This window comes from Candidatus Accumulibacter cognatus, assembly GCF_000584975.1.
Lineage (GTDB): Bacteria > Pseudomonadota > Gammaproteobacteria > Burkholderiales > Rhodocyclaceae > Accumulibacter > Accumulibacter cognatus.
Map to the genome: position 1 here is coordinate 1 of NZ_JDST02000097.1, position 26,877 is coordinate 26,877.

The following is a 26,877-nucleotide window of genomic DNA, read 5'->3' on the forward strand; positions in this document are numbered from 1 at the left end:
CTGGGGCTACTGAGTAGTTACCATTAACTAACATTAACGGTTGGAACGATAGGCGATTGCCAGATGCAGCCGGAGGCCATTGCCGGGATGGAGCGGTGGCGGCGCAGTCGGGCCGCTGCTGACAAATCGCTGTAAGAGCATGCATCCCGAATCGAGCCAACGCTAAAGGCGACATCATACACCCGGGACGCCTCGGCATCTTCTTCGCGGTTTCCTGCTTTTCTGCAGGGCGCCTTCACCGGGTAGTTGCACCCAACTGCTGCAATAGCTCCATCAGGATACCCTCTCGTCTGCTATCATGTGTTCTCGGAAAGCCCGTAAGAGGTGCACAGATTTTGACTCGCCGCACTGTTAAATGGCGCGGATTGCCGGCTTCCGTTGGTCTGCGGAATGGTTGTCACTGCTTGAAAAATTGCTGCCCGGATGGTGGAATAGGTAGACACAAGGGACTTAAAATCCCTCGGCCTGGCGGCCGTGCCGGTTCGACCCCGGCTCCGGGCACCACCCTCTGTCTTTCGCTGAGTGCTTTCTGCCTTGGTTCCCGATGATCATTTTTGACCTTGCCTGCCAGCACGACCATCAATTCGAAGGCTGGTTTCAGTCGCGAGAGGATTTCGACAGTCAACTCGTCAATGGCCTGATCGCCTGCCCGCACTGCGCTTCGCTAGAGATTCGCCGGGTGCCTTCCGCGGTGCATCTGACCTTACCCAAAGAACCCGCGGCAGTTCCTGTAAAGCAGCCATCGACACCAGACTTAACGACCGACATGCGCGTTGGTGCGCTCGCCGCCTTCCGGCAATTGAGCGAAATGCTGCTCGCCGATTGCGAGGATGTCGGCGCTGACTTTGCCAACGAGGCCAGACGAATTCACTATGTCGAGGCGCCGGCGCGCTCGATTCGCGGTGAGGCCAGCACCGAAGAGGTCGAAGCGCTGCTGGAAGAGGGGATCGAGGTGTTCCGCCTGGCCCGTCTGAAGCCAGGGGATTTTCACTGAGTTCAAGGAGAGTGAACGATGATCAAAGCACGCGCTGCCGTTGCCTGGGCTGCAAACATGCCCCTGGAAATCACGGAAGTCGATGTCGATCCGCCGCGCCAGGGCGAGGTGCTGGTGCGCATCGTCGCCACCGGTGTCTGCCATACCGATGCGTTCACGCTTTCAGGTGCCGACCCGGAAGGGATTTTCCCGAGCATTCTCGGGCATGAGGGGGGCGGCATCGTCGAGGCCATCGGTGCTGGAGTGACTTCGGTGGCCGTCGGCGACCATGTGATTCCGCTGTACACACCCGAGTGCGGCGTGTGCAAGTTCTGCAAGTCGGGCAAGACCAACCTCTGCCAGGCCATTCGCGTCACGCAGGGCAAGGGCCTGATGCCCGATGGCAGCAGCCGCTTTTCAAGAAACGGCAGGCCCATCTTTCATTACATGGGCACTTCCACTTTCTCCGAGTACACGGTGCTACCGGAAATCTCGCTGGCGAAGATCGCCAGTGATGCGCCCTTGGAGAAAGTGTGCCTGCTCGGCTGCGGGGTAACCACCGGAATCGGCGCGGTGATCAATACTGCCAGGGTCGAGCCAGGGGCCAGTGTCGCCATCTTCGGCCTCGGGGGCATCGGTCTGTCAGTGGTGATCGGTGCGGTGATGGCGAAGGCGGGGCGAATCATCGCCATTGACACCAACCCGGCTAAATTTGCCATTGCCCGGCAACTCGGCGCCACCGACTGCATCCATCCGGCCGATTACGACCGACCGATCCAGGAAGTGATCGTCGACCTCTGCGACGGAGGGGTCGACTATTCGTTCGAATGCATCGGCAACGTGAACGTGATGCGTGCTGCACTCGAGTGCTGCCACAAGGGCTGGGGAGAGTCGGTGATCATCGGTGTTGCCGGCGCCGGCGAAGAGATTTCGACGCGGCCTTTCCAGTTGGTGACCGGGCGGGTGTGGCGCGGTTCGGCCTTCGGAGGCGTGCGCGGCCGTACCGAACTACCGGGCTACGTCGAGCGTGCGCAGCGCGGCGAGATTCCGCTCGACACCTTCATCACCCATACCATGGGGCTCGAAGACATCAACCAGGCTTTCGAGCTGATGCATGCCGGGAAGAGCATCCGTTCGGTGATTCTTTTCTGAGCGGGCGGCAGCGATTACTTCATCGCCTCCGTCATCACGGGGCGGCACTCTTCGGAAAATGCGATCTAAGCTACTGGTGTTGGCGATCGACCTCTCGTCAACCGGCAGCGACGACGACGCGGTTGCGGCCGCTTTTCTTGGCCTGGTAGAGTGCGGCGTCGGCGCTCTCGATCAGCGCCTGACTGTCTTTTTCTGCGCCATTGAGGTTGGCGACGCCGATGCTCAGGGTGACCGGAATCGTTTGATTCTCCCAGAGAAAGCTGTATTTCTCGACGACGCTGCGGATCCGGTCGGCGATCTGGGCCGCGGCACGGGCACTGGCATTGGGCAGAACGGCGGCAAATTCCTCGCCACCATAGCGAAAGACCAGATCTTCGACACGTGAGGTGCGTTTGAGAAGGTCTGCGAGCTGGCGCAGGACAGCATCGCCCGCGGCATGACCGTGCGTGTCGTTGATGCGTTTGAAGTGGTCGATGTCGAGCAGCAGGCAGGCCATCGGCAGGCCGTTGGACTGGGCAAAGGCCCACTCCGAGGCGAGGAAATCGAGGCCGTGGCGGCGGTTCGGCAGCTGTGTCAGCGGGTCGGTCAGGGCTTCCTGCAGCAGGCGCTTGTGGGTGACCGCAAATTCATCGGTCGAGCGCATGATGCCGCGGCGTTCGCGCTGGATTTCTTCGCGCAGCAGCAGCATCCGCGTTGCAGTATTGAGGCGGACGCGCAGGGTCTGGATGCTCAGCGGTTTGACGAGCACGTCGTCGGCACCGGCATCAATGGCTTCGAGAATCAGCCGCTCGCTTCCTGGCAACGCCAGCAGCAGCGCGTAGCTCTCCTTGCCGGCCGAGGTCTGGCGCAGCAGGCGGCAGAATGCTGCCGGTTTCAGCCCCGGCATGGCCATGTCGGCGATCACGATCTGGGCCGGCTGGCGCAAGGCGCGCTTGAGCCCCTCGGGGCTGTGATCGACCGGTGTCGGCTGATGACCCAGGGTTTCGATCTGTTGGATCAGGGTGGGCAGTTCCGCTTGCGGAATGCCGACCAGCTGCACTTGCAGGCGCGGCGAAGCGAGCTTGCTGTTCTGCTCCTGGCTAGTCGAGCTGACGCGCAGGCTCGGTGGACTGGCGGCAAGAATCTCGGCGAAGGGGGGCATCTCCTGGGTGCGAACCTGCAGCATCGCACCCCATTCGCGCCAGCGGCGAACCATCCGATCGACCACGTCGTTGAGTGCATCACCACTGATGCCCAGGCGTGCGGCGCGCGTCAGCAGGCCGGGCAGGAGACTCCAGCGCGCCTCTTCTTCGGCCATGCAGACTTCCGAGAGCGAGCGCGCAAAATTCAGCGAGTGGGTGAGCGTCAGTACCCGTGAGCCATCACGAAAACCGGCGAGGTCCGGTTGCTCATGATGGTAGGCGGCCTGAATCAGCATTTCGGGCAGGCCCCACTCGGCGAGCATCGTCGCACCGAGTTGATAGTGGTCCATGTTGAAGGATTCCCGTTCGAGGTCCGCCAGCTGTCTGTGCCTTTCCCTGGCTGCGAGCAGCACGAGGGCGTATTCGCTGGGGTACAGCGAAGCCATGGCGAGTTCGCCGACCCGCGCCAGGAGCCCGATGGTGAACAGTTCTTCACTCGAAATCTGGACGAAATGCGCGAGTTCCTGGCAGGCGATGGCGGTGGCCAGGGAATGTCCCCAGAAACCTGCGTAATCAAATTCGGCGCATTGTCCGCTGGCATGGCTATGCATGACCGAGAGGCCGATCACCAGGTCACGCACCCGGAAAGAACCGAGGGCGACGATGGCACGCTGCAACGAGACGATTGGCCGCGTACGGCCGAAGGCAGCGGCATTGGCAAACTTGAGCAGGCGTCCGGCGATGGCGGGATCGGACTGAACCAGCCGCACCAGTTCGGAGACCCGGTAATCATCCCGCTGCAAAAGCTTGATGATCGAAAAGGCAACGCCCTTCGGTGATGGCAACTTGCCCGTTGCCTTCATCGAGCGATAGCGGTCGGGGTCGACAAATTTGATCAAGAAGGCCTCAGGTCCAAAGTTTCCACCTGATTATGCTACAAAAAGCCCGGCCATTGGCGGCGCGGGTAGATACGGCTGGCTCGTGCACAGTGGCTGCCCTGATCGATCCGTATTATTGATGGGCAGTTGCCGGCTGCAATAAAAAAGCCTGCCGCCTCTGCAGGCGGCAGGCAAATTCTGGCAATTGGTTGCCGATCTCCTGGCAGGTTCCGATCAGGTCTTGCTGCCCAGCGCAAGCTGCAACTGTTCAAGGGCCTTGGGATCCTCGATGGTCGTCAGGTCGCCCGGATCGCGGCCTTCGGCAAGTGCCTGGATCGAGCGGCGCAGCAGCTTGCCCGAGCGGGTTTTCGGCAGCACCGTCACGAAGTGTACGCGGCTTGGTCGAGCGATCGCGCCGAGGCTCTCGTCTACCTTCTTCATAACCGCTTTCTCGAGCGCGGCCACCAGTTCCGGCGTGGCGATGTGGTCGGCGTTCTTCACCACCGCAAAGGCCATCGGCATTTGACCCTTGAGCTGGTCGGCAACACCGACCACGGCCACTTCGGCAATTGCCGAATGCCCTTGGATGGCCTCTTCGATTTCACGAGTTCCGAGACGGTGGCCAGCAACGTTGATCACGTCGTCGGTGCGGCCGAGGATGTAGTGATATCCGTCCTTGTCCTTGATACCCCAGTCGAACGAGGAGTACACCTGCGGTTCGCGGAACAGCGAGAAGTAGGTGGAAACGAAGCGCGCATCGTCGCCCCAGACGGTGGACAGGCAACCCGGTGGCAGCGGTGGCACGATGCCGACGATCCCCTTCTCGTCCGGGTCGCAGATCGTACCGTCCTCGCGGAAGATCCTGAGGTTGTAACCATAGACCGGGAAGCTCGGCGTGCCAAAGCGGATCTCGGTCTTTTCGACTCCCGGCATTGCCGACAGAATCGGCCAGCCGGTTTCGGTCTGCCAGTAGTTGTCGATCACCGGCAGGCCGAGTTCCCCCATGATCCACTCGTGCGTCGGCTGGTCGAGCGGTTCTCCGGCGAGGAACAGGTGCTTGAGACTCGACAGATCATACTTGTGCATGTACGCGGGATCATGTTTCTTGAGGACGCGCGCCGCGGTCGGGGCCGAGAACATCACGTTGACTTTGTACTTCTCGACGATCTGCCACCAGATGCCAGGATCGGGCCGCAATGGCGTGCCTTCGTACATGATCGTGCACATGCCGCCGATCAGCGGGCCATAAATGATGTAGGAGTGGCCGACGACCCAGCCGATGTCGGAAGTGGCGAAATAGGTCTCGCCCTCGTTGCCGCAAAAGATGTACTTCAGTGTCGAGGCCAGCGCCACCGCGTAGCCGCCGGTATCCCGCTGCACCCCCTTGGGTTTGCCGGTGGTGCCGGATGTGTAGAGGATGTATGACGGCTCTGAGGACTCCAGCCAGGTGACCGGTACGTCGGCGTCCATGAACTGGGCGCGTAGTGTGGCGTAGTCGACGTCGCGGCCTTCGACCTTGTTGAAACCCTTGTCGAGACCCCGGTCTACCATCAGCACTTTGCTCGGCTTGTGTTCGGCCAGGGAGATCGCTTCGTCGAGCAGGTCCTTGTAGGGGACGGCCTTGCCAGCGCGCATGCCGGCGTCCGACGAGACCACCAGCTTCGGTGTCGCATCGTCGATACGCGTGGCCAGCGACCCGGAAGCGAAACCGCCAAAGACCACCGAGTGGATGGCGCCGATGCGTGCGCAGGCCAGCATGGCGAACATCGCTTCGGCGATCATCGGCATGTAGACCAGAACGCGGTCGCCCTTGCCGACGCCGAGGCTCTGCATGACCGCCGCCATGCGCATGACTTCCTGCTTCAGGTCGGCGAAGGAATAAACGATTTCCTGGTCGGTTTCGGTCGAAATGAATACCAGCGCACGGTCATTCGGGCGCTTGGCGGCATGACGGTCGACCGCGTTATAGCAAAGATTGGTCTCGCCGCCAACAAACCACTTGGCGAACGGCGGACGGGAATAATCGAGGACCTGAGTAAACGGCTTGTGCCAGTCGATGCTTTTGGCCTCTTCGCCCCAGAAGGCGTCCGGTTGTTCGATTGATTTTTTATGAAACTCTTGGATTGTCGTCATGAGACTCCCTCTTCAAAAATGTAAACCACTTGCACTGGTGGAAACTACGCTTGCCGAGTGTCTTGGACTTCGTGCTCCCGGTCAAGGATTCTGCTGCGAATATCTGCCATAGGCAGGCCCAACTTCCACTCCCTTTCCAGCAGTTCCAGAAAGGGGAGTACTTCCTTGCCAAGATGGACGAGATGCGGGATCACCGCCCTCGCACGGCCGGTCCTGATCAGGTCGATGGCATGGCCAAGCCTGGGTACCGGGATCTCGGTCAATGGTTTCTCGACACAGGCGATGACGCGGTTGCCGCCGGCCTGTTGTGCGATCTTAAGACGCTCACCGGCGAGGCTGAGCAGCGTGGCTGCGGAGGCCACCCGGTCGACCGGCGTATTGGTGACGCCAATGCTGATCGATAGATCAAGGCGTTGCCCGTGCACCGCGATCTTGGCGACCGCGAAGGCTTCGCGCAGGCGATTGGCAAAGACTTCGCAGGCCGGGTAGGGGGTGCCAACCGAGATCACCGCCAGCTCGCTGTCGGAATAGTGGCCCAGGCAGTCTTCCTTTCGCAATTTGTTCGCCAGCATGCTCACGAAACGTTTCTGCATCTCCGTGACTACTTCATCACCGTGCGCTTCGCGCAGTTCGTCGAAGCGGTCGAAAGCCATCACCAGCAGGCTTGCCGGTACCTGGTGTCGCTGCGCATACGACAGGGTCTGCGCCGCCTGCATGTCGACCTGTTGACGTGTTGGCAGCCCGGTATCCGGATGGCGTCCGGAACTCTCGCCGAGCTTGTCCTGTGCCTGTCCAAACGGCAGCAGCAAGGCGATGCGTGCGAGCAGCTCGGTACGGCCGGTTTCCTTGCGGATGAAGTCGGAAGCCCCGAGTTCCTTGGCACGCTGATGCGCCTCTTCATTGTCGCTGGCGATCATCAACACCGGTATCTGACGCAGGCGGGCAAGCCGGGATGCGCGAACCCTCGCGAGTAGACCGTCGCCATCAAGCATCGGCATCGACAACGCGCAGATTACCAACTGGATTGAATGGTCAAGAACCAGTGCCTGCCAACCCGCTTCGCCATTGACTTCCTCGCGGAAATCGTAATGTTCACGAACCTGTTCGATAAGCGCTGCACGCGCCATTCGCGATTCGTCGACAATCAGGATGCGAGGTCGCTGCTTCGGGTTGTTCATCGCGTCTCGAGATTCGTTTCCGGTTCGGCGCAGTTCAGGCGCCGGCAATTTCGACCACAACCCGACCGCGGACACGACCCTTGAGGTAATCGTCGAAGACTCCCGGCAAATCGTCAAAACGGATGGTACGTACCATTTCCTGGAGATGTTGCGGTCGCAGATCGCCGGCTAGGCGTTGCCAGACGCCGTTGCGATACGGCTCGCCGATATAGCCCGAGTCGATCCCGAGCAGGCAGGCGCCACGCAGGATGAAGGGCATGACCGTGGTGTTGAGTGAATGACTGGCGGCGAGACCGATGCTGGCGATCGTTCCCCCCTGTTTCATGGTGCTGATGATCCACGCCAGAACCTCTCCACCGAGGTTATCAACGGCTCCTGCCCAGAGTGCCTTGTCGAGTGGCCGGATGCGCGTCAGATCGAGTGCCGAGCGGAACATCACTGCCTTCGCACCGAGTCCCTTCAGATAATCGGTTTGCTCTTCCTTGCCGGTCAGGGCTGTAACCTGATAGCCTCGCGCGGCCAGCATGTCCACTGCCAGACTTCCGACGCCACCGGTTGCCCCGGTGACAATGAGCGGGCCCTTGCTCGGATCGAGGCCATTTTCTTCCATGCGCACGATCCCCAGGGCAGCCGTAAACCCGGCTGTTCCCAGGGCCATGGCAGCGTGCAGCGACAGTTCGGAAGGGAGCGGGACCACCCAATCGGCGGGCACCCTGGCGTATTCGGCGTAGCCGCCGTGGTGGGCGACGCCGATGTCGAAGCTCGTCGCAATCACGGCATCGCCCGTCCGGAAGCGGGGGTCGCTGCTGCGAGTGACGGTACCCGAGAGGTCAATGCCGCCGACGCAGGGATAACGGCGGATGATTCGGCCGGCACCGGTGGCCGCCAGCGCATCCTTGTAATTCACGCTGGAGTAAGCGACCTTGATAGTGATTTCGCCCGGGTCCAGTTGTGACTCGTCCATGGTGACCCAGCCTGCTCGCGTCAGACCTTCGTGTTCCTCGACCAGATAAGCCTTGAAGGGACTCATGCGCACTCCCTGTAGTGGATCGGATGGGCACAACGACAGCGGTGGTCCAACCCCCGCGTCAACAACGGCCGCCGATTATAAACACAAACCCCGGTATTTTTGAGTGTCATCGAAGACCGCCCATTTACCTCAGAGGAAACGGGTTGCCGAACGGAAACATGCCGCAACCGCAGACTATACCGCGTTCCTACAGGCAATCCCATTTGCAGTGCACCATCCTTCCGATGTGCTAAATCTATTCATTTATCCTTTTAATTTATTGGATTGCAGTGAATACTTGAACTGCTTTCTATTTCAACTGCAGGCCAACAGGGGGTTTACATTGTGACATTTTTCACATAAATTTCGTTTCCATGAACAGAAATAACACCCTGACCTTGCTTTTGAGCGCCGCCCTGATTGCTTGTTCATGGGTTGGCTTGGCCCATTCCGGCGAACAGCAGCCGGTCGACGAGCCTTCGCTATTCGAACGTTATACCAGCAGCGCGCAGGATCTGATCCTCAAGGGGTTCGAGCTGATCGGGATCAACTACCGTTTCGGTGGTACCAATCCGGACACCGGTCTCGACTGCAGTGGTTTCGTGCAGCTTGTCTTCAAGGAAGCGATCGGCATTCTGTTGCCGCGTAGTGCCCGCGAGCAAAGCGAAGTGGGTGCAGTCATCGCCCAGCATGAACTGAAACCCGGCGACCTGGTTTTCTTCAATACCATGCGACACGCGTTTTCGCATGTCGGCATCTATCTCGGAGACAACCGCTTCATGCATGCACCGCGCACCGGCGCCGAGGTTCGCGTCGAAGACATGCGTCAGAGCTACTGGATCCAGCGTTACAACGGAGCTCGGCGCTTGCTGGCACGTTAAGGAGTCAAGCACTCTCGCGTGGGACAAAAAACGACGCAGCGCGTCGTTTTTTTTGTCGTCTATTGACAACGATTCTCATTTACAAAAAAACGGGCAGCGGCTATCATGCGGCCGACGACATCAACCCGCATCGATTCACCTGGAGCCATTACCATGAACTTTCGCCTTTCCCATACGCTGATCAGCTTGCTGTTCGCCGCTGCGCCTCTCGTCAGTGCACAGGCTCAGGAGAAGGTGCTGAACCTTTACTCGGCCCGTCATTATCAGACCGATGAAGCCCTGTACAACGGCTTTACACAGCAAACCGGAATCACCATCAAGCGCATCGAGGGCAAGGAAGACGAGTTGCTGGAACGGATTCGCAACGAGGGCGCCAACAGTCCGGCGGATGTCCTGTTGACGGTCGATGCCGCGCGTCTGGCGGCAGCACACGAGATGGGGCTGTTTGCGCCGTTGCGCTCGCAGCTGCTCGAAGCCCGTATTCCCGCGCATTTGCGTACCAATGACTGGTTCTCGTTTTCCATCCGCGCACGCGTCATCATCTATGCCAAAGGTGCCATCAAGCCCGAAGAGTTGCAGAATTACAGCGATCTTGCTCATCCACGACTGAAGGGCAAGGTTTGCTCACGCTCGGGTTCTCACCCCTACAACCTGTCGTTGATGGCTTCGATCATCGCCCATCAGGGTGAAACGAAAGCCGAGGAGTGGGCAAGGGGGGTCGTTGCCAACTTCGCTCGCCCACCCAAAGGCGGCGATACCGATCAGATCAGGGCGGTGGCAGCTGGCGAATGTGCCGTGGCCCTCTCCAACACTTACTATCTAGCGCGCCTGATGCGTTCGGACAAGCCCGAGGATCGCCAGACGATGGACAGGATCGTTGTCGTCTGGCCTGACCAGAAGGGTAGCGGTGCCCATATCAATGTCTCCGGCGGTGGCGTCCTGAAGAGCGCGCCGCATCGGGAGGCCGCGGTCAAGTTCCTGGAGTACTTGGCCAGTGACCAGGCGCAACGCTATTTTGCCGACGGCAACAACGAATGGCCTGTGGTGGCGGGCGTCAAGGTGAGCAACCCGGCGCTGGAAGCCCTCGGGAAGTTCAAGGCCGATACCTTGCCGGTTGGCTCGCTGGCGATGTATCGTGCCAAGGCGCAAATGATCTTCGACCGATCCGGCTATCGCTGACCGGTCGGCCCATCCTCGCAAGCACCTGGTCGTTTCCCGCCCTCTCAGCGGCGCGCGCGCGAAATCTGGCGCGACAGCGCGATCAGCGGTAGCACGCCAACCGTCACAATCGCCAGCGATACACTGGCGGCTTCGGAGAGACGCTCGTCGGAAGCGAGTGTGTAGGCCTGTGTTGCCAGCGTGTCGAAATCGAAAGGGCGCATCACCAGGGTAGCTGGAAGTTCCTTCATCACATCGACGAACACCAGCAGACCGGCCGTGAATAAGCTGCCACGCAGGATCGGCAGATGCACCCGTCGCAGCGTCGCCACTTGGCCGAGTCCAAGACTGCGCGACGCGTCGTCCATGCTGACCGTGATTTTTGCCAGACTGGCGCCTATCGACTGCAGGGCGACCGCCAGGAAGCGCACCAGATAAGCATAGACCAGTGCGGCGATGCCACCGGTGATCAGCAGTCCCGGGTTGTCGCCAAACCAGCTCTGCCATTGCCCGGCTAGCCAGTGGTCAAGACGTGTCACCGGAATCAGTACGCCCACGGCGATCACTGAGCCGGGTACCGCGTAGCCCAGGCTAACCAGGCGATTGAGTGCTGGTGCCAGCCGCCCGTTTGACAGGCGTGCGCCATAGGCGAGCAGCACTGCCAGGGTAACGGCGATGGTTGCCGTCAAGCCCGCGAGCAGGAAACTGTTGCGTGCCAGCGCGACGAAATGGGTGCCGAAGCGTGTATCGACCTCGGGCAATACCAGCCGCAGCAACAGCCAGGCGGGCAGCAGGAAGCCGATGCCCAGCGGCACGGCACAGGCTACCATGGCCAGCCAGCCGCGCCAGCCCGGCAAACGCCGACCGGCGATCGGGTGCCGGCGTCCGCTGGTGTCGTGAAAACGCGAACGACCACGTGAAGCGTGTTCGACCAGCAGCAGCACGATGACGAAAGCGAGCAGTGCCGCCGCCAACTGGGCTGCTGCAATGCGATCGCCGAGCGAGAACCAGGCACGGTAGATGCCGGTAGTGAAGGTCTGAACGCCGAAGTAGGAAACCGTGCCATAGTCGGCAAGGGTTTCCATCAGCGCCAGGGTCGTACCCGCAGCTACGGCCGGTCTGGCCAGTGGCAAGGACAGCCGGAAGAAGCTGCGCCAAGGCCCCAAACCGAGGCTGCGCGAGGCCTCGAGCATACCGCCGGCGCGCTCGGCGAAAGCTGTTCGCGTGAGCAGATAGACATACGGGTAGAGAACAAAGATAAACATGGTGACCGCGCCAGCAAGGCTGCGCACCTCGGGAAACCAGTAGTCCGCCTTGCTCCACCCGAAGAGTTGGCGCAGGAAGCTCTGCAGCGGGCCGACAAACTGCAGGAAGTCGGTATACACATAAGCCAGCACATAAGCCGGCATGGCCATCGGCAGCACCAGAGCCCACTCGAAGACACGCCGCCCAGGAAAATCATGCATAACGATCAGCCAGGCTGTGGCTACCCCGACGACGACGACCCCGAGGGCGACAGCAAAGCACAGCACCAGGGTATTGGCCACATAGTCCGGTAGCACCGTCGCTGCCAGATGTGACCAGATGGCATTGGTGCCGCCGCTCAGGATGTTGGTCAGAACGCTCGCCACCGGCAGTCCGACCAGGGCCGCGACGACAGCAGAAACGACGAGCAGGGGATTGAGGCGCGGCTTGGTCATGGTTCTTCGCGTAAATGAGAATTATAATTGACAAGTCGCCTTTTCCTAGATGTAACAACCGAAAATCGATGATCCATGACGGTCATGACCGGCTTCCGTACCCCCACGATTATGGCAGTCATGCTGTTTCCCACCCCCCGACCCCGCTGGCGGGCGAGGGAGATTGATGAGTCGCTGACGTGACTTTTGCATTAACCGGCACTCCTTGGCGAGCAAACCCTGATGGCACATCTCGAACTGACTGGCATCGTGCAGCGTTACGGATCGCATACCGTCGTCAATGGCGTGAACTTTTGCGTCGAAACTGGCAACATTGCCTGCCTGCTGGGACCGTCGGGTTGCGGCAAGACCACGCTGTTGCGCTGTATCGCCGGCTTTGAGGACATTGCCGCTGGCGAGATTCGCGTGCAGGGTCGCCGCGTCAGCAGCCCCGCATACAAGCTGCCGCCGGAGCAACGGCAAATCGGCATGGTTTTTCAGGACTACGCGCTTTTCCCGCACCTGACGGTTGCGGCCAACGTCGGCTTCGGCCTGACCGGTCTCGATGGTGGCCAGCGTCGGCGCCGGGTGGCCGAATTGCTGGCCACTGTCGGCCTGAATGGCCAGGGTAGCCATTATCCCCATGAACTCTCGGGCGGCCAGCAACAGCGTGTCGCACTGGCGCGCGCACTGGCTCCGCGCCCACAACTGATCCTGCTTGACGAACCGTTCTCGAATCTGGACGTCGACTTGCGCGAGCGCCTGTCGCTCGAAGTACGTGAAATCCTCAAGAACCAGAACATCACCGCGGTACTGGTTACCCATGACCAGCATGAAGCCTTCGCCATGGCGGATGAGATCGGCGTCATGGCCGAGGGAACCATTCAGCAGTGGGATACGCCTTATCGCTTGTACCACCAGCCAGCGAACCGTTTTGTCGCCGACTTCGTTGGCCAGGGTGTTTTCCTGCACGGCAGAGTGATCGACGAGCGCAGGATCGAAGTCGAACTGGGCGTCCTCCAGTCACGACTGCCACTCGAATGCAGCCAGGGATGCGATGCCTGTGGTCAGGGTTGTGGCGTCGAAGTCCTGCTGCGTCCGGACGACATCATCCACGACGACCTGAGCGAGCTGCAGGCGGAAGTTCGGTACAAGGCCTTTCGGGGAGCCGAAATTCTCTACACTTTGCGCCTGGCCAGCGGCGTCGAAGTGCTCTCGCTGGTTCCATCGCACCACAATCACGCCCTTGGCGAAAAGATCGGCATTCGACTCGACGTCGACCATGTCGTCGCGTTCAAGACCGCAACCCGTGCCTTCCGGGCGAAGGTGCCGTCCATCCCGTCCCATCGATGATTCCCTGGATCGATCGCACACACCCTTTTCCGCCGTTGGAACTGGCGCTGGCCGAGCCCAACGGACTGCTCTGTGCCGGTGCCGACCTGTCCGCGCAGCGCCTGCTCGACGCTTACCAGCGGGGCATTTTCCCCTGGTACTCAAAGGGTGAGCCTATTCTGTGGTGGAGCCCGGACCCGCGCATGGTGCTTTTTCCGGGCGAATTCCGAATCTCGCGTTCACTTCGCCGCAGCTTGCGTTCGGGTCGCTTCGAAGTGAAGCTGGATAGCGATTTTCCAGCCGTGATCCGCGCCTGCGCCGAGGTGCCGCGTGCCGGTCAGAACGGTACCTGGATCACCACTGAAATGCAGCATGCCTACTGGCAACTCTTCCAGCTCGGAGTCGCCCATTCGGTGGAGACCTGGATGGCAGGAAAGCTTGTGGGGGGCCTGTACGGCCTGGCGATTGGCCGCATGTTCTATGGAGAGTCCATGTTCGCGCAGGTCTCCGATGCCTCCAAGGTTGCTGCGGCGCATCTCGCCCGTTTCCTTGAACAAGAGGGATTCGGCATGATAGATTGTCAGATGAACACGGCGCATCTTGCCTCTCTCGGGGCGTGCGAGATACCGCGTTCTGTTTTCATGACCCGCTTGCGGGCGCTGGTGGCGCAGGCCTGGCAACCTGGTCGATGGCCGGCCGACGGCGCCAGCCAAGCCTGGACTTAAGATCGTGTCTCGAATCAACGATTCGGAGTTGCCCTTTTCGCTGTTACAGTTCTATGCCACGGCGCCCTATACCTGCAGCTACCTGCTTGGCGAAAGGGCGCGTTCGCAGGTTGCGACACCAAGCCATCTGATCAACACCGAGATTTATGGCGAACTCGTCCGCAGCGGTTTTCGGCGCAGCGGGGTTTTCACCTACCGGCCGAAGTGCGACGACTGTCACGCCTGCGTTCCCGTGCGGCTGCCGGTCGAGTGCTTCCAGGCGAACCGTAGCCAGCGCCGAAGCATCAGAATGCACGCCGGTCTGCAGGCACACGAGCGGCCGCTCGGCTTTCGCGATGAGCATTATCAGCTCTATATGCGCTATCAATCGGCTAGGCACGCGGGTGGCGGTATGGATCAGGACAGCCACGAACAATACACACACTTCCTTTTGCAGAGTCGCGTCGATACCCGGCTGATCGAGTTCACCGACGCAGGGGGCTTGCGCATGGTGAGCATCCTCGACGTCCTGAACGACGGCCTGTCATCGGTATACACCTTCTTCGACCCGGACCTGCAGCCGGCCTCTCTTGGCACTTACAACATCATCTGGCAGATCGCGCAGTGTGTTGCCAATGGTCTGCCGTATCTCTACCTAGGCTACTGGATTCGCGGCAGCCGGAAGATGGCTTACAAGGCAAACTTCAAACCGATCGAAGGGCTGTTCGATGGGCAGTGGATCGATCTGCGAGCGCGCATGGAAGGACAGGAAATCCAAGGCAACCGCTGATGTGCTGATTATGCCCACAATTAAATTGGTCAGCAGCAAACAAATCGGCCAGATTCTGACTGTTGCCTGCTGCTCCATGACCGCATGATTGCATCGTCGATCCTCCGCCCAGATTGTTATTGCTTAACGCCTTGGGCGCGGCCAAGGCCGAATATGTTTTCGCTGCTTTGCGTCCTTTGGGTTGGCGCTCGCCAAGTGGATCGCCCTGAGTTGGGAGAACTCCCCGGGCAGCAAGCAGGTCTGCAAGGTACGCTGCGTAAACAGGAAGCGGCCGTCGCAAACGAAACCCAACTCCGCCCAATCCACCGCCGAATTCAGCAACCGTATCGCCAGTTGAAGATCCATATCCTGATCCTTCGGGAACAGCGCCAGGATCGATCCGTCGTAGTCCTTGCAGTCGTGTAGAAAGAAGGGGGCCTGGCGACGTGTTTTGGCATTGACGTAGATGCGTGGAGACTCGCTGATATGGTGCTGGCGGCCCCAGAGCCACCAGTTGGTTTCGTCAAAGTGGCGGACGCGACGAGCGAGCAGGGAGGCTTTGTGGCGTAGCAGATGCGGATGCTGAATGCCGTAGAGCATGCGCCGTGTTTCACCAGTGTCGATGGTGCGCGAGCAGACGAATTCGCGGTTGCCCTTGGGGTGGGTGAAAATGGCGTCGGCCCCGGAGACGGCACCGACTCTGACGTCGAAGAGTTGGGCGAGCGGGAGGGTGTAGCTGGACTTCAGGAACATCAGTTGGCCGTCCACCAAAGCAAAGGTTCGACCGTCATGCATGCGTCGCTCGAAGCGGTTCCGCTCGAAGCGGAAGATCGCGCAGTTCGGCACATAGGCGCCGAAGATGCTCGAATCGCCGGTTTCGATGAAATCGGTCATCGTCCCCTGGTGGAACAGAAACTCGTTCATCTTCCGCGCAGCGGTGAGCTTGATGAACTCGCGCGGGACGATGAAGATCAGCTCGCCGCCCGGGCGCAGATGGCGAACGCATTTTTCGATGAAGAACAGGTAAAGATTCGAGCGCCCGTCGAAGTGCGTGTCGTCGAGCAGCTTCCTGGTGCAGGCAGCAATGTCCTGGTAACGGACGTAGGGTGGGTTGCCGATGATGGTGTCGAACTGTTCGTTGGCCGGGTAGCTGAAGAAATCCATGACTCGCGCTCCCTTCGGTGCGACGCGGGCATCGAGTTCGATCGCCACGCAGCCGGGAATTTGGCGGCTGAAGGCCCCGTCGCCGGCAGAGGGTTCGAGCGTGCGACCGTGATTGCGGCGCAGGGCGAGCATTCGGGAGACCACCGCCGGGGGGGTGAAAACCTGGCCCAGACGAATGACGTCGCGAAGGCTGTTCCTGGCGCTTCGGGAGGAAGGGTCGTCGGGCAGTTCTTCGAACAGAGTAGGGGCGGTCATGTGGGATTTCCGAGTCCGGGATTCCGCGACTGTAACATCAACAATTCACGATTGACCACAGGCGATGAGGAACATATACTCTCTCGATTGGCTTTGAATTTTCTACTCTTTTTCCATCTTTTTTCCTCTCCTTGCATCGCGACGTCATTGTCAGCGATGTTTTTTCGCCCTTGAGCGGATCTGGATCTGTTTTCCATTTACAGGAATCATCATCAACACTCATGATTTGGCAGGCGTCACGATGAGTCTGGAGAGTCCGACCGTATTGTTCTCCGATGGCCGACATGCGGTTTATTGGCTGGGCATTACCGATGAGACCGCATTTCGCTGCAATACCTATCTGATTCGGGACGGCGATGAAGTTGTCCTGGTGGACCCGGGCAACCGCACCTATTTCGGGCAGGTGAAGTCACGGGTAGGTCAGATTGTGGCACCGGAGAAAGTGACCGGCATCATCCTTTCCCATCAGGATCCGGACGTTGGGGCTTCGATGGTGGACTGGCTCGAGGTCAATCCTGATTTGAAAATCATTTCGACGCCTCGCACCCATGTCCTGCTGCCGCATTACGGCAAACCAGACTACCCGGCGTTCGAGGTGGAAGAGCACGGCGTCTATCCGCTTCCATCGGGTGGCGCGTTGCGCTTCATCGAGGCGCCCTTCCTGCACTTCCCCGGAGCCTTTGTCACGTATGATACCGCTTCGCGCTACCTGTTTTCGGGTGACATCTGGGCCGCTCTCGACATCAACTGGAGCCTGGTCGTGGAATCCTTTGAGGAGCATGTCGCGGCGATGGATTTGTTCCACCTGGACTACATGGCCTCGAATGTGGCAGCGCGTGGTTTTGCCAACAAGCTGGTCGGAGTGAACGTCGAGGCGATCCTGCCACAACATGGCTCCATCATCACCAGGAAAGATGTCCCCGCGGCCATCGATTATCTGCGGAAACTGCGTTGCGGACTCGACATCATCTACGCTGGAATCGAGTGAAATGGTCCTTCCGGATGCCGACCCGGATCTGACCAAGCGTCTTGCCACCCTGGAGCGGGAGAATGTCCTCCTGAAAATCGGTGTCAAGCAACTAACGCGGATACGTGAGCAATGGACACGTTCCCTGGACGAGCTGACGGCGACCAAATCGAGCCTCCAGGCCTCCAAGCAGTTTCTGGATCGGCTGCTGAACACGGCCCCGCTACCGATTCTGGTCGTCAGCCGGCCGTGGGGTCGGGTCATGATGGCGAATGCCGCTGCCGAGTCTCTGGCCGGCTGTACTACTGCGAACGAACTCATCGGCACCAGAGCGCTGGCTCGGGTCGAAGCTGCTGCGCGACGTGATGTACTGCGGTCCTTGGCGATGGCGGTTGTCTCGGAGGTTGCGGGCGATCCCGTTGGCGTGCGGATGCGCACGCGCGACGGCGAGGTTCGGCAACTCGAGGTTCACTGTGCCGCGATCACCGGCGTGCAGCGACATGAGCATAGCATGATCCTGATCGCCCAGGACGTGAGCTTGCACCTCGCTCAGGTCCAGGAGCTCGAACGGGTCAATGCGGAACTAAACCGCATGGTCGATGCCACGCATCGGGCACAGAAGAATGCGGAAGCCGGCAGTCGCGCCAAGAGCCAGTTCCTGGCCACCATGAGCCATGAGATACGCACGCCGATGAACGGTATTCTCGGCATGACCGAATTGCTGCGCGGTACGGAACTCAGCCCACCGCAACGGCGCTTCGCCGATGCCGTTTATCAGTCCGCTGAGCATTTGCTGAGCCTTATCAACGATATCCTTGATTTTTCGAAGATCGAGGCCGGCAAGCTCGAACTTGAGAGCATCCCCTTCGACCTGCGCGAACTGGTCGAAGGCGTTGGCGAGCTATTTGCCCAGCCCGCTGCAGCCAAAGGGGTCGAGTTGCTTTGCAGCGTCCCGCACGAGCTGCCGGTCGCCGTCAAGGGAGATCCGGTTCGACTGCGCCAGATCCTGACCAATCTGGTCAGCAACGCCGTCAAATTTACCGGCCAGGGCGAAATTGTCGTGCGCGTGAAACTGCTGCATGAGGACCACAAGCAGGCGCACTTCCGCCTTGAAGTCCAGGACAGCGGTATCGGCATCGGCGAAGACCAGCAAAGCCGCCTGTTCCATGCCTTCGTCCAGGCAGACGGTTCGACTACCCGGCGTTTCGGCGGCACCGGTCTGGGTTTGGCCATCGCCAAAAAACTGGTCGAAATGCTGGGCGGTCAGATTGGTTTGATCAGCGAGCACGGGCGAGGCAGCGTGTTCTGGTTCGAGATGCCACTGCTCAAACAGACGAGCGATGCGCGTGCGGTCAACCCGTTCGCGGAGGGGCTGAGAGGGCTGTCGGTGCTCATCGTCGATGACAATGCCACGAACTGCGAAATTCTTGCCCACTGTTTGCGGAGCTGGTCGATGAGCTACACCATTGCCAGCAGCGGACAGGACGCCCTGCAAACGCTTGACCGCTTGGAGAGTCATCGCTTTGATCTGGCGATTCTTGATCTGCACATGCCCGGTATCGATGGTTTTTCCGTCGCACGCGCGATTCGCGCACATCCGCGCTACGCAGCACTGCCGCTGATCCTGCTCGTGTCGGCCAGCGGCACCGGCGTCACGCCTCCCGAGCGTTCGGCGATCAGGAAAGACTGCTATCTGAGCAAACCGGTGCGTCACTCCGAGCTCTTCAAAGCAATGACCACCCTGCTGGCGTTGCAGGCTCTCGAATCGCCGGTCGAGCACCGGTCGTCGCCGGTGCTCGACCGAAAGAATGTACTCACTGGGCGGGTACTCATCGCCGAGGATAATCTGGTCAATCAGACGGTCGCCAGTGCCATGCTCGAATCGCTCGGCGTCACCTGCAGTGTGACGGAAAATGGCCGAGCGACGATCGAATGTTTGTCCAGGGAGCGCTTCGATCTCGTTCTGATGGATTGCCAGATGCCGGAAATGGACGGTTTTCAGGCCACCAGAGAGATCCGTCGGCGGCAGGAGCAAGGGCTGTTGTACCGTCCATTGCCGATCGTGGCGCTGACCGCCAACGCCGTTGAAGGGGATCGCGAACGCTGTCTCGCTGCCGGCATGGATGATTACCTGAGCAAACCTTTCACCCGCGACCACTTGTCGTCGATCCTTTGGCGTTGGTTGCCGCAGGCAGGCACGGGCGTTGCCTCATCCAGGACGACGGTCGTCCCGTCCAGCGCGGCAGCCGCTTCGCCAACCTCGCAGCACAGCAAGCCAGAGGTTCCCGACACTGGGCAGGCAATCAACCCGCGCGCCCTGGACATCATCCGACAGATACCTGGGGCCGATGATGCCCGCCTGCTTGACACAGTCATCAGAGCATTCCTCGCCGATACGCCGGCGCGCTTGGCAAAATTGCATGCGGCCATCGCGACCGGCGACGCAGACGGCTTGCGCAAGACAGCGTACGGCCTAACGTCAAGCTGTACCCATGTCGGCGCCGAATACCTGGCGGCTCTGTGCAAGGAACTGGAAAGGATTGGTCGTAGCGGTCGTGTCGACGACGACGCCAGGCACCTGCTGGCAAACGCCGAAAGGGCGCTACCGGGAGTTCTCGTCGCCTTGCGCGAATTACACGCACAGGGAACCCGGGTGATGTCGGCTTCAGTCGGGGACGGGAGTCACCAGCCAATGGCGTGACCTCTTGCCCTTGCTGTCGATGCTCTCGAGATGGACCGGGAAGCCCCACAGCCGCGCGACATGCTTGAGCACCTCCTCGGCACTGTCGTCGAGCGGGCGCTCGTTGTGCTGCGTGTGGCGGAGAACCAGCGAACGGTCGCCGCGCAGGTTGACGCTCCACACCTGGATGTTGGGTTCGCGCGAACCCAGGTCGTACTGACGCGACATCGCCTCGCGCAGAATGCGATAGCCGGCTTCGTCATGGATGGCGGAAACTTCCAGCTTCGGCGCCTTTTCGTCGTCGACGATCGCGAACAGACGGAAGGCGCGCATCAGGCGTGGCGACAGGTACTGGCCGATGAAGCTTTCGTCCTTGAAATTGCGCATCGCGTGATCGAGAGTGGCCAGCCAGTCGCTGCCGGCGATGTCCGGGAACCAGTTGCGGTCTTCGTCGCTGGGCGCTTCGCAGATGCGCTTGATGTCGGAGTACATTGCGAAACCCAGCGCATAGGGGTTGATGCCGTTGTAGGACGGGTGGCCGACCGGCGGCTGGAACACGACATTGGTATGGGACTTGAGCCACTCGATCATCAGGCCATCGGTGAGGTAGCCATCGTCGTACAGGGTGTTCAGCAGGTGATGGTGCCAGAAGGTTGCCCAGCCTTCGTTCATCACCTGCGTCTGCCGCTGCGGGTAGAAGTACTGCGCCACCTTGCGGACGATGCGAACGATTTCGCGCTGCCAGGGTTCGAGCAGCGGCGCATTCTTTTCGATGAAATAGAGCAGGTTTTCCTGTGGCTCGGCGGGAAAACGTGTCGCCTCCTTCTCGGTGGCCTCCCTTTCTGGTCGTCGCGGCAACGTGCGCCAGAGTTCATTGACCTGCCGCTGCGCATAGGCTTCGCGATCCGCCGCCCGAGCACGTTCTTCGTAAAGGCTCAGCCGGCTCGGCCGGCGATAGCGGTCCACGCCGTAGTTCATCAGCGCATGGCAACTGTCCAGCAACAGTTCGACCGCGTCGATGCCGTGACGCTCTTCGCAGCCAGCGACGTAGTCTTTGGCGTAGACGAGGTAGTCGATGATCGATGAGGCGTCGGTCCACATCCGGAACAGGTAGTTGCCCTTGAAAAAGCTATTGTGGCCGTAGGCTGCATGTGCGATCACCAGCGCCTGCATCGCCATCGTATTCTCTTCCATCAGATAGCTGATGCACGGGTTGGCATTGATCACTATTTCATAGGCCAGACCCATCTGGCCGCGCCGGTAGTTCCGGTCGGTGGCAATGAACTCCTTGCCATAGCTCCAGTGGCGGTAGTTGACTGGCATGCCGACCGAGGCATAGGCGTCCATCATCTGTTCAGCGGTGATGATCTCGAGCTGGTTGGGATATGTGTCGAGGCCGAAGCGCCGAGCGGTGCTGCGGATGGCCTCGTGATACTGATGGAGCAGCTCGAAGGTCCAGTCGCTTGGCGCCGGCAGTTTCGCCGCCGGCGTCTGGGCCGGCAGCGGCCGGTCGCTTAGGGTATGGTTCATATTGCCCTCACTTCCTTGCTGAACAGCTCGCGAAACACTGGATAGATCTGGTCGGCCGTACTGGCCTTGCGCATCGCGAAGGCGTCGGTGATGGCCGCCAGCGCTGCGTATTCCTGCCACAGGTTCTGCTCCTGCTCGACCACCTGGATATAAGCGAAGTAGCGGCACAGCGGCAGAATTGCGTTCGCCAGCAGTTCACGGCAGCGCGCACTGTCGTTGTGCCAGTTGTCGCCATCGCTGGCGTGTGCGCCGTAGATGTTCCATTCGCCACTTGGGTAGCGGGCGCGGATGATCTGCTCCATGAGGACAAGCGCGCTCGAGACGACTGTCCCGCCGGTTTCCGTGGCGTGGAAGAATTCGTGTTCGCTGACTTCCTGCGCCTGCGTGTGATGTCGGATGAAGACGATGTCGATCCGTTCATAGTGCCGGGTCAGGAAGAGGTAGAGCAGGATAAAGAAGCGCTTCGCCAGGTCCTTGCGCGCTTCGTCCATCGAACCGGAAACATCCATCAGACAGAACATGACCGCGCGGGCGGTCGGCACGGGTGTCCGCACACGGTTGCGATAGCGAAGATCGATCGGGTCGAGATAAGGGATGCGCGCGATGTGCGCGCGCAGCGCTTCGATGTCACCCTCGAGGGCCTGGATTTCCTGCCGGCGCGACGGGTTAACGGGCGGTGCGAGCAGGGCCTCGAGAAGTGCTTCAAGGCGGGCCAGTTCCCGCCGCGCCTGGCTGCCGAGCGCGATGCGCCGGCCGATGGCGCCGCGCATGGAGCGAACAACGTGCAGGTTGTTCGGCGTCCCGTCGCTGGAAAAGCCGGCCCGGTGCGTCTTGTAGGCCGGGGTGTCGGCGAGCGTCGTACGCACCAGGTTGGGCAGCGCCAGGTCGTCGAAGAAGACCTGCATGAACTCTTCCTTTGTCAGGTGAAAGACGAAGTCGTCTTCTCCCTCGCCGGAATCGCCAGCCTTCCCGGAACCGCCCCGACCGCTGCCGCCCTGTGGACGGTCGATGCGGTCGCCGCGAACGAAATCCTGGTTGCCTGGATGCACCATTTCGCGTCGTCCGCCCGGGCCGTGACCGAACACCGGTTCGCTGATGTCGCGGCGTGGAATCGGGATATCCTCGCCCTGAGCGATGTCGCGGATGTCACGCCCGGCGACGGCGCGCTTCACCGCCTCACGGATCTGCTCCTTGTGCCGGCGAAGGAAGCGTTCACGGTTGCCGATCGACTTGTTTTTACCGGCTAGCCTTCGATCGATGATCTGTTGCATGGGAGATCCTCCACGCCATGGATTGATGCCGGGTCACCCATCTCAAGAATTCTTTCGGACACGCAGATACCACTCGCAGAGCAGTCGTACCTGCTTCGATGTGTAGCCCTTGTTGACCATGCGATTGACGAAGTCTTCGTGCTTCTTGACGTCGTCGGCGCTGGCCTTGGCATTGAAGCTGATGACCGGCAGCAGCTCTTCGGTGTTCGAGAACATCTTCTTCTCGATGACCGTACGCAGCTTTTCATAGCTGGTCCACAGTGGGTTCTTGCCCTGGTTGTTGGCGCGCGCGCGAAGCACGAAATTGACGATCTCGTTGCGAAAATCCTTCGGGTTAGCGATTCCCGCGGGCTTTTCGATCTTCTCGAGTTCGGCATTCAGCGAGGCGCGGTCGAATACCTCGCCGGTATCGGTGTCGCGATACTCCTGATCCTGTATCCAGTAATCGGCGTAAGTAACGTAGCGGTCGAAAATATTCTGGCCGTACTCGCTGTAGCTTTCCAGGTACGCGGTCTGGATTTCCTTGCCGATGAATTCGGCGTAGCGCACCGACAGGTGTTCCTTGATGAAAGCGAGGTACTTCGCCTCGGTTTCGGCCGGGAACTGTTCGCGCTCGATCTGCTGTTCGAGCACGTACATCAGATGCACCGGGTTGGCAGCGATCTCTGTCGAGTCGAAGTTGAACACCTTGCTGAGGATCTTGAAGGCGAAGCGGGTCGAAATGCCGCTCATTCCCTCATCAACGCCAGCGTAATCGCGGTACTCCTGGTAGCTCTTGGCGCGTGGGTCGGTGTCCTTGAGGTTTTCGCCATCGTAGACCAGCATCTTTGAATACAGGCTGGAGTTTTCCGGTTCCTTCAGGCGCGTCAGCACCGCGAACTGCGCCATGATTGGCAGGGTTCCCGGCGCGCAGGTAGCTTGCGCAAGCGAGGAACCACGCAGCAGCTTCTCGTAGATTTTTACTTCCTCGGAGACACGCAGGCAATAAGGTACCTTGACGATGTAGATGCGGTCCAGGAAGGCCTCGTTGTTCTTGTTGTTGCGGAATGCTTTCCATTCGCTTTCATTCGAGTGCGCGAGCACGACGCCGTCAAAAGGAATCGCGCCGAAGCCTTCGGTGCCCTTGAAATTGCCCTCCTGCGTCGCGGTCAGCAGCGGGTGCAGGACCTTGATCGGCGCCTTGAACATTTCGACGAACTCGAGCAGTCCCTGGTTGGCAAGGCACAGGCCGCCCGAGAAGCTGTAGGCGTCCGGGTCGTCCTGAGCATAGGTTTCGAGCTTGCGGATGTCGACCTTGCCGACCAGGCTCGAAATGTCCTGATTGTTCTCGTCACCGGGTTCGGTCTTGGCAATGCCGACCTGCTTGAGCACGCTCGGATAGCGCTTGACCACCCGGAAGCGGCGGATGTCGCCGCCGAATTCTTCAAGCCGCTTCACTGCCCACGGCGACAGGATGCGCGTGAGGTAGCGGCGCGGGATGCCGTATTCCTTTTCGAGGATGGCACCATCTTCATCGGGATCGAACAGGCCGAGCGGTGACTCGTTCACCGGCGAACCCTTGATCGCGTAGAAAGGAACCTCCTGCATCAGTGACTTAAGGCGCTCGGCGATCGAACTCTTGCCACCGCCGACCGGACCGAGCAGGTAGAGGATCTGTTTCTTCTCTTCAAGCCCCTGTGCCGCGTGGCGGAAGTAGCTCACCACCTGTTCGATGGAGTCTTCAAGCCCGTAGAACTCGGCAAAGGCCGGATAGATCTTGATCACCTTGTTGGCGAAAAGGCGCGACAGCCGCGGGTCATTACGGGTGTCCACCGTCTGCGGCTCGCCGATGGCGCGCAGCATGCGCTCGGCGGCACTGGCATAGCTCAGCGGATCTCGCTTGCACGCCGCGAGATAGTCCTCCAGCGAAAGCTCCTCTTCACGGGTGCGGTCGAAGCGGGCGGCAAAATGACTGACGATGTCCATGGTGATCTCCAATAAACGGGTTGTATCCTCCCCGATGATCTCGACCGTGCCGGGTCGAATCGGCACTGACGCATATCACTTTTGGTCAAGCAAATAACGCGCCAGTTCCCCTGATGGCTGACCCGATGGCTTCCGTGCCGCGCATTGGCGACCGATGTCGGGCACCGGCGAGCTCCTCGTGATTGGCCCTCTGCTGGAGGAAATGCCTGATGGTGCTTTGCAGTGGTTGGCACGGCCATGATCCTGGCGTTGCGGAGAGGCCCTCCGACGAGTGTGCACCAGACTGGTGCGTAATGACACTATCGATGTCATTGCAAGGAGAGTGCCACGGCAAGGTGTAAAATTTTCCGATGAGCAATTCTTCACGAATCAACAGGTGCCGTCCCATGACTGGAGCACAGCAACCGCGACTCCGCTGCGTTACGGCTTCATCGAGACAGCCTGCGGGCAGAAGGTGGCGATCATGCGCCGATCGACCCGCCTGAGCTTCGCGCTGGCCGCGTGCATGCTGGTGCCGGTGGCGATCTCGACTGGATGCACCGTCCTCGAGCGCGCCGGGAACGACTGGCGAACGGCACGCCGCGACTCCTCCGGTCAGGCGCCCGATCCGGCCACCACGCCTGAAGCGGTGATCCAGGTCTACGGCGCACGCACGGTTGGTTGGCGCGGCGCCTTCGGCGTGCATACCTGGATCGTCACCAAGCCGAGCGGTGCCGGGCACTACACCCGCCATGAGGTCGTCGGGTGGGGCGTGGACCAGGGAATGAGCACGGTCCGGGTCAATCGCGCCGGGCCGGATAACTACTGGTTTGGCGCTTTCCCTGAGAAACTCGCGGATGTGCGTGGGCCGCACGTCGATGCACTGATCGAGCGGGTCAGTCTTGCCGTGCGCAATTATCCCTATCCGAGCACCTATCGGACCTGGCCCGGTCCAAACAGCAACACCTTTGTCGCGTATATCGCGCGCGCCCTGCCCGAACTGGGAGTCGACATGCCGCCGACCGCGATTGGCAAGGATTTCCTGCCTGGTGGTGCCGTACTGGCGCGTAGCCCGAGCGGCACTGGCGTGCAGGTGTCGGTGCTCGGCGTTGCCGGCGTGCTGGTCGGCTGGGAAGAGGGTGTCGAGATCAATCTGCTAGGTCTCACTCTCGGCCTAGATCTAAAGTCGCCGGGCATCAAGCTGCCGGGACTGGGTCGGTTGGGGTTTCCCCAGTAGCCGGCCAGATTGCACGCCGGCAAGATAGCGTGCTAAGGTCGTGGCCAGGATCTCGAATCCTCGAGGTCCATCTCCATCTTTTTGGCAAGGAGAACATCATGATGTTTGGTCCGCATCGACGCTTTTCTGCCGCGCTGACAGCCGGCATCATCACTTTGCTTGCCTGTGTCACGACAGCACGCGCGTCCGTCGTTTCCGCCACCCCAACGTTGCCGGTCCTCGGCGTTCCGTACGCTTCGTCGATCGGTGTGGGTTGTTTCCCCGCGGTGGGCGCCTGCGTCGTGCCGGGAACGATTACACTGACATCACTCGTTTCGTCCACTTTCGATTCATCAGGTCAGAACATCGTCGCCAATGCGTCCTACGTGGGCACCTTGACGAACCTTGGAGGGGTTCCGATCGGGTCCGTGAACTTGTCCGGCACGCTCGAGGAGGAAATCTTCGGGCGTACATCGCCAAGCGCTCTTGGCATCTGGGCGACCGAACTGCTGGCGCTTTCGCTGAGCGGCCCGGTGCTCGGACACACCTTGACACTGACGCTGGATCCCGCGGTGCCGTCTACTGGTTTTTCGTCGATCATGGCAGAAGGCGGACAAGGGGATAGATTCAGGATTGACAGCTTCTTCGACGTGTTCGTCGAACTGTCGCTCGATACCATCCCGCCGTTGTCCACGACGCGCGGCCCGCTGCACCTGTCGCTCGTCCCCGAGCCGTCGACCTGGCTGCTGCTCATCGGCGGCATCGCTGGTCTGGGTTGCCTGCGGTGGCGGCACACCGCGTAGCGTCCCTGCAACTCGACGAGAATCCGGGGGGGCTTCCATCTTAGAAGTGTAGGTTTTTTTCGAGCATTGGTTCTGTGGCA

20 protein-coding genes and 1 tRNA gene are annotated in these 26,877 nt (G+C 60.4%); 12 read left to right on the forward strand and 9 right to left on the reverse strand.

The window, feature by feature from the left end:
- Positions 1-417 precede the first annotated feature (417 nt).
- The 3 genes from AW06_RS16610 (at position 418) to AW06_RS16620 (ending at position 2,125) form a co-directional block, all read left to right on the forward strand.
- Positions 418-504 (forward strand) — tRNA-Leu (locus AW06_RS16610).
- 40 nt (positions 505-544) lie between these two features.
- Positions 545-994, forward strand: a complete 450-nt coding sequence (locus AW06_RS16615; RefSeq protein WP_034952337.1) for a DUF1178 family protein — start codon at positions 545-547, stop codon at positions 992-994.
- Positions 995-1,012: 18 nt separating this feature from the next.
- Positions 1,013-2,125 (forward strand): S-(hydroxymethyl)glutathione dehydrogenase/class III alcohol dehydrogenase, encoded by a 1,113-nt coding sequence (locus AW06_RS16620; RefSeq protein WP_034952340.1) that lies wholly within the window; start codon positions 1,013-1,015, stop codon positions 2,123-2,125.
- A 97-nt stretch (positions 2,126-2,222) separates the two neighbouring features.
- On the opposite strand, the gene AW06_RS16625 is transcribed toward AW06_RS16620, so the two are convergent.
- The 4 genes from AW06_RS16625 to AW06_RS16640 form a co-directional block, all read right to left on the reverse strand.
- Positions 2,223-4,145 (reverse strand): diguanylate cyclase, encoded by a 1,923-nt coding sequence (locus AW06_RS16625; RefSeq protein ID WP_138677434.1) that lies wholly within the window; start codon positions 4,143-4,145, stop codon positions 2,223-2,225.
- Positions 4,146-4,358: 213 nt separating this feature from the next.
- Positions 4,359-6,257 (reverse strand): propionate--CoA ligase, encoded by a 1,899-nt coding sequence (locus AW06_RS16630; RefSeq protein ID WP_034952342.1) that lies wholly within the window; start codon positions 6,255-6,257, stop codon positions 4,359-4,361.
- Between the two features lie 44 nt (positions 6,258-6,301).
- Positions 6,302-7,435, reverse strand: coding sequence for a diguanylate cyclase (locus AW06_RS16635; RefSeq protein WP_034952345.1), 1,134 nt, complete (start codon positions 7,433-7,435; stop codon positions 6,302-6,304).
- 34 nt (positions 7,436-7,469) lie between these two features.
- On the reverse strand, positions 7,470-8,465 hold the full coding sequence (locus AW06_RS16640; RefSeq protein WP_034952348.1) for an oxidoreductase: 996 nt from the start codon (positions 8,463-8,465) through the stop codon (positions 7,470-7,472).
- A 353-nt stretch (positions 8,466-8,818) separates the two neighbouring features.
- Between AW06_RS16640 and AW06_RS16645 the strand changes: the two genes are divergently transcribed.
- Both AW06_RS16645 and AW06_RS16650 read left to right on the forward strand, forming a co-directional pair.
- A complete protein-coding gene (locus AW06_RS16645) occupies positions 8,819-9,325 on the forward strand; it encodes a C40 family peptidase (protein WP_034952351.1) in 507 nt (168 codons plus the stop codon).
- 153 nt (positions 9,326-9,478) lie between these two features.
- Entirely contained in the window at positions 9,479-10,504 is a 1,026-nt protein-coding gene (locus AW06_RS16650) for a Fe(3+) ABC transporter substrate-binding protein (protein ID WP_034952354.1), read from the forward strand.
- Between the two features lie 44 nt (positions 10,505-10,548).
- Here AW06_RS16650 and AW06_RS16655 read toward each other — a convergent pair whose 3' ends face one another.
- Positions 10,549-12,183, reverse strand: a complete 1,635-nt coding sequence (locus AW06_RS16655) for an iron ABC transporter permease (protein ID WP_034952356.1) — start codon at positions 12,181-12,183, stop codon at positions 10,549-10,551.
- 222 nt (positions 12,184-12,405) lie between these two features.
- Here AW06_RS16655 and AW06_RS16660 point away from each other — a divergent pair, with 222 nt between their 5' ends.
- The 3 genes from AW06_RS16660 to AW06_RS16670 are packed head-to-tail and all read left to right on the forward strand — an operon-like array spanning position 12,406 to position 14,988.
- Positions 12,406-13,515, forward strand: a complete 1,110-nt coding sequence (locus AW06_RS16660) for an ABC transporter ATP-binding protein (RefSeq protein WP_034952359.1) — start codon at positions 12,406-12,408, stop codon at positions 13,513-13,515.
- Positions 13,512-14,219, forward strand: a complete 708-nt coding sequence (aat, locus tag AW06_RS16665; RefSeq protein ID WP_034952362.1) for a leucyl/phenylalanyl-tRNA--protein transferase — start codon at positions 13,512-13,514, stop codon at positions 14,217-14,219. The genes AW06_RS16660 and aat overlap by 4 nt, the downstream gene beginning before the upstream one ends.
- Before the next feature lie 4 nt (positions 14,220-14,223).
- A complete protein-coding gene (locus tag AW06_RS16670) occupies positions 14,224-14,988 on the forward strand; it encodes an arginyltransferase (RefSeq protein WP_034952366.1) in 765 nt (254 codons plus the stop codon).
- 123 nt (positions 14,989-15,111) lie between these two features.
- Here the strand turns inward: AW06_RS16670 and AW06_RS16675 are convergent, their stop codons facing one another.
- A complete protein-coding gene (locus AW06_RS16675; protein WP_273704822.1) occupies positions 15,112-16,263 on the reverse strand; it encodes a class I SAM-dependent methyltransferase in 1,152 nt (383 codons plus the stop codon).
- Positions 16,264-16,627: 364 nt separating this feature from the next.
- Between AW06_RS16675 and AW06_RS16680 the strand changes: the two genes are divergently transcribed.
- A complete protein-coding gene (locus AW06_RS16680; protein WP_046536895.1) occupies positions 16,628-17,374 on the forward strand; it encodes an MBL fold metallo-hydrolase in 747 nt (248 codons plus the stop codon).
- A gap of 1 nt (position 17,375) precedes the next feature.
- Positions 17,376-20,054: a response regulator gene (locus AW06_RS16685; protein WP_273704821.1), complete on the forward strand. Its 2,679-nt coding sequence runs from the start codon at positions 17,376-17,378 to the stop codon at positions 20,052-20,054.
- Here the strand turns inward: AW06_RS16685 and AW06_RS16690 are convergent.
- Genes AW06_RS16690 through AW06_RS16700 form a run of 3 tightly spaced genes read right to left on the reverse strand, consistent with a single transcriptional unit; the run spans position 20,019 to position 24,799 of the window.
- Positions 20,019-21,563: a SpoVR family protein gene (locus AW06_RS16690; protein WP_034952372.1), complete on the reverse strand. Its 1,545-nt coding sequence runs from the start codon at positions 21,561-21,563 to the stop codon at positions 20,019-20,021. The two genes, AW06_RS16685 and AW06_RS16690, sit on opposite strands and share 36 nt — an antisense overlap.
- Positions 21,560-22,834, reverse strand: coding sequence for a YeaH/YhbH family protein (locus tag AW06_RS16695; protein ID WP_034952374.1), 1,275 nt, complete (start codon positions 22,832-22,834; stop codon positions 21,560-21,562). Before AW06_RS16695 ends, AW06_RS16690 begins: the two co-directional genes overlap by 4 nt.
- A gap of 42 nt (positions 22,835-22,876) precedes the next feature.
- Positions 22,877-24,799 (reverse strand): PrkA family serine protein kinase, encoded by a 1,923-nt coding sequence (locus AW06_RS16700; RefSeq protein WP_034952377.1) that lies wholly within the window; start codon positions 24,797-24,799, stop codon positions 22,877-22,879.
- A gap of 376 nt (positions 24,800-25,175) precedes the next feature.
- On the opposite strand from AW06_RS16700, the gene AW06_RS16705 reads away from it, so the two are divergent.
- Positions 25,176-26,015, forward strand: coding sequence for a DUF3750 domain-containing protein (locus AW06_RS16705; RefSeq protein ID WP_246149234.1), 840 nt, complete (start codon positions 25,176-25,178; stop codon positions 26,013-26,015).
- A 98-nt stretch (positions 26,016-26,113) separates the two neighbouring features.
- The gene (locus AW06_RS16710) at positions 26,114-26,797 is read left to right on the forward strand and encodes a PEP-CTERM sorting domain-containing protein (RefSeq protein ID WP_034952380.1); all 684 of its coding nucleotides are present in this window, start codon (positions 26,114-26,116) and stop codon (positions 26,795-26,797) included.
- The last annotated feature ends 80 nt before the right edge of the window (positions 26,798-26,877 follow it).

Bases quoted from the DNA above. Each gene is read 5' to 3' on its own strand.
- AW06_RS16615 (WP_034952337.1), top strand. From the start codon at position 545: ATGATCATTTTTGACCTTGCCTGCCAGCACGACCATCAATTCGAAGGC.
- AW06_RS16620 (WP_034952340.1), top strand. From the start codon at position 1,013: ATGATCAAAGCACGCGCTGCCGTTGCCTGGGCTGCAAACATGCCCCTG.
- AW06_RS16630 (WP_034952342.1), bottom strand. From the start codon at position 6,257: ATGACGACAATCCAAGAGTTTCATAAAAAATCAATCGAACAACCGGAC.
- AW06_RS16635 (WP_034952345.1), bottom strand. From the start codon at position 7,435: ATGAACAACCCGAAGCAGCGACCTCGCATCCTGATTGTCGACGAATCG.
- AW06_RS16640 (WP_034952348.1), bottom strand. From the start codon at position 8,465: ATGAGTCCCTTCAAGGCTTATCTGGTCGAGGAACACGAAGGTCTGACG.
- AW06_RS16645 (WP_034952351.1), top strand. From the start codon at position 8,819: ATGAACAGAAATAACACCCTGACCTTGCTTTTGAGCGCCGCCCTGATT.
- AW06_RS16650 (WP_034952354.1), top strand. From the start codon at position 9,479: ATGAACTTTCGCCTTTCCCATACGCTGATCAGCTTGCTGTTCGCCGCT.
- AW06_RS16655 (WP_034952356.1), bottom strand. From the start codon at position 12,183: ATGACCAAGCCGCGCCTCAATCCCCTGCTCGTCGTTTCTGCTGTCGTC.
- AW06_RS16660 (WP_034952359.1), top strand. From the start codon at position 12,406: ATGGCACATCTCGAACTGACTGGCATCGTGCAGCGTTACGGATCGCAT.
- aat (WP_034952362.1), top strand. From the start codon at position 13,512: ATGATTCCCTGGATCGATCGCACACACCCTTTTCCGCCGTTGGAACTG.
- AW06_RS16675 (WP_273704822.1), bottom strand. From the start codon at position 16,263: ATGCTCGCCCTGCGCCGCAATCACGGTCGCACGCTCGAACCCTCTGCC.
- AW06_RS16680 (WP_046536895.1), top strand. From the start codon at position 16,628: ATGAGTCTGGAGAGTCCGACCGTATTGTTCTCCGATGGCCGACATGCG.
- AW06_RS16685 (WP_273704821.1), top strand. From the start codon at position 17,376: ATGGTCCTTCCGGATGCCGACCCGGATCTGACCAAGCGTCTTGCCACC.
- AW06_RS16690 (WP_034952372.1), bottom strand. From the start codon at position 21,563: ATGAACCATACCCTAAGCGACCGGCCGCTGCCGGCCCAGACGCCGGCG.
- AW06_RS16695 (WP_034952374.1), bottom strand. From the start codon at position 22,834: ATGCAACAGATCATCGATCGAAGGCTAGCCGGTAAAAACAAGTCGATC.
- AW06_RS16700 (WP_034952377.1), bottom strand. From the start codon at position 24,799: ATGGACATCGTCAGTCATTTTGCCGCCCGCTTCGACCGCACCCGTGAA.
- AW06_RS16710 (WP_034952380.1), top strand. From the start codon at position 26,114: ATGATGTTTGGTCCGCATCGACGCTTTTCTGCCGCGCTGACAGCCGGC.